The following is a 2399-nucleotide window of genomic DNA, read 5'->3' as shown; positions in this document are numbered from 1 at the left end:
TGTAAGCGGTGTGCCGCCCCCACACTTACGGCCTGACGTTTGATCTGCGATTCAAAGGTTTCTTTGGTTTGTGGGGAGTTTCTCGATGGGAGCTACAAGCGAGTTTCTGGCAATGGTGCCTCGCCGTGCGGACGGTAAGCGGAATTGGCCGCCTGAGTTGAAGGCGCGGATTGTTGCCGAGACGTTGATTGAAGGGGAGACGGTCAAGGCTGTGGCGCAGCGATATGAGTTGATCCCGAGCACCGTGTCGGATTGGCGGCGGATGGCGCGTCAGGGCAAGCTGGTTTTGCCCAATTTGGATGGCATGGACTTTGTGCCGGTCGAGATTGAAGCGCCCGTAGCACAGCCTGTGCCCACCACCTCGTCCGGTACGATTGATGTGATCACGGGCGATGTTGCCGTTCGTCTTGATGCTGCGACGCCCGCGATGCGGATTGCTGAGATCGCGAAGGCCCTGTCCCCGTGATCACGCCATCCCATAAGGTCCGGATCTTTGTGGCCAGCGATCCGGTGGACTTTCGTAAAGGCCACGACGGGCTGGCAGCTTTGGTGCAGAGCCAGCTACGTCAGAAGCCATTTGATGGGTCGGTCTATGTCTTCCGGGCCAAGCGGGCGGATCGGCTGAAACTGATCTACTGGGACGGCAGCGGACTGGTGATGGCGTACAAACGGCTTGAGGATAACAGCTTCACTTGGCCTGCGATCAGGAACGGGGTGATGCGCCTGGAACCGGCCCAGTTTGAGGCGCTGTTTGCGGGTCTGGATTGGCGGCGTGTGCAGCCCTTGGAGGTGACAGCTCCCTCTGCGACGGAGTGACTCACAGGGGCGTTTGCGCGGGTCATTCCGCCCTTGTTTTGCTATGGGAACAGGCATGAGCGTGCCTGACAAATTGCCTGATGACATTGCTGAACTGAAGGCAATCATCCGTGCGCAACAGGATCAGAATGCGCGGCTTGAAGCCTTGGTCGCCTCCTTCAAGAAGGCGCTGTTTGGGTCCAAATCCGAGAAGATTGACCCCGCCCAATATGAGTTGGAGCTTGAGGATATCGAGACCGCCATCGCGCAGGTGGAAGCCGAAATTGACGCCGACGCGCGCACCGTGCCCGTTCGGCCACCAAAGCCGCGCCAAACGAACCGTGGATCACTGCCCAAGCATCTGGAACGGGTTGAGGTGGTTATCGAACCTGACCTCTCCTGTGCCTGCGGGGCAGAACGTCATGTCATCGGCGAGGATGTGAGCGAACGGCTGGATATCATCCCGGCCCAGTTCCGCGTGATCGTCACCCGCCGCCCCAAATATGCCTGCCGGTCCTGTGAGAGTGGGATTACCCAGGCTCCGGTACCCGCCCACATCATCGCTGGCGGCATGCCAACCGAGGCCACGCTGGCCCATGTTTTGGTCTCCAAATATGCCGATCACCTGCCGCTCTATCGACAAGCCCAGATTTACAGCCGTCAGGGGATCGATCTTGATCGCTCGACCCTGGCCGCTTGGGTCGGCAAATCGGCGTTCGAATTGACCCCGGTTTATGATGCGCTGATGGCCGATCTGAAGCGCTCAACCAAGCTCTTCATGGACGAAACGCCCGCGCCGGTCCTGGCACCGGGGCGCAAACGCACCAAAACCGGGTACTTCTGGGCCCTTGCCCGTGATGACAGGCCATGGGGCGGTGATGATCCGCCCGGTGTGGCCTTTACCTACGCGCCCGGTCGGTCTGGCCAGCACGCGGACAAAATCTTGAAGGGCTTCAGCGGCATCCTGCAGGTGGATGGCTATGCTGGCTATAACCGTCTGCTCAAACGCCCCACGCAGGACGTGACACTGGCCTATTGCTGGGCCCATGCCCGCCGCAAACTGCATGATGTCGCCCAATCCGGCGCGGCCCCAATCGCGCAGGAAGGCTTGGCGCAAATCCAGGCACTCTATCGCATCGAAAAAGACCTGCGTGGCCTGTCTGACAACCAACGGCTCGCTGCACGGAAAGAGCGCTCAAAACCCATCATCGACGCCTTCCAGCTTTGGCTGGCCCAAAGCCGTGCCCGCGTCTCAGCCAAATCGCCAACCGGAGAGGCTTTGAAATACATCGCCAAATACTGGGACGGGCTAATCCTGTTCCTTGATGATGGTCGCATTGAACTGGATTCAAACCCCGTCGAGCGGACGATCCGCCCCATCGCCCTGAACCGCAAAAATACTCTCTTCGCCGGGCATGATGCTGGCGCGCAAAACTGGGCCATCATCGCCTCCCTGATCGAGACCTGCAAACTCAACGGGATCGAGCCACACGCCTATCTGTCAGGCGTACTGACAGCCATTGCCGCAGGCCACAGACAAACAGGCATCAACGAGTTGCTGCCCTGGAACTACGCCAAGACCGTGTGACCAGCGCACCGCTTAC

At 59.6% G+C, this 2399-nt stretch carries 3 protein-coding genes; all 3 read left to right on the top strand.

Features of this window, described 5'->3' with window-relative positions; translation table 11 throughout:
• Nucleotides 1–85 precede the first annotated feature (85 nt).
• From PVW46_RS15105 to tnpC, 3 genes are read left to right on the top strand one after another with little or no spacing between them, the layout of a single operon-like run.
• Nucleotides 86–466, top strand: a complete 381-nt coding sequence (locus PVW46_RS15105) for a transposase (protein WP_274576454.1) — start codon at nt 86–88, stop codon at nt 464–466.
• Complete coding sequence (gene tnpB / locus PVW46_RS15100; protein ID WP_274576453.1) at nt 463–816, top strand: IS66 family insertion sequence element accessory protein TnpB; 354 nt, start codon at nt 463–465, stop codon at nt 814–816. The genes PVW46_RS15105 and tnpB overlap by 4 nt, the downstream gene beginning before the upstream one ends.
• Before the next feature lie 55 nt (nt 817–871).
• Nucleotides 872–2383 carry an IS66 family transposase gene (gene tnpC, locus PVW46_RS15095; protein WP_274576452.1) on the top strand — a complete coding sequence of 504 codons (1512 nt, stop codon included), beginning with the start codon at nt 872–874 and terminating at the stop codon, nt 2381–2383.
• Nucleotides 2384–2399: the final 16 nt, after the last annotated feature.

The sequence above is a fragment of the Mameliella sp. AT18 genome, from assembly GCF_028807275.1.
Classification (GTDB): Bacteria; Pseudomonadota; Alphaproteobacteria; order Rhodobacterales; family Rhodobacteraceae; genus Antarctobacter; species Antarctobacter albus.
This window is presented reverse-complemented; position numbering and strand designations above follow the sequence as displayed.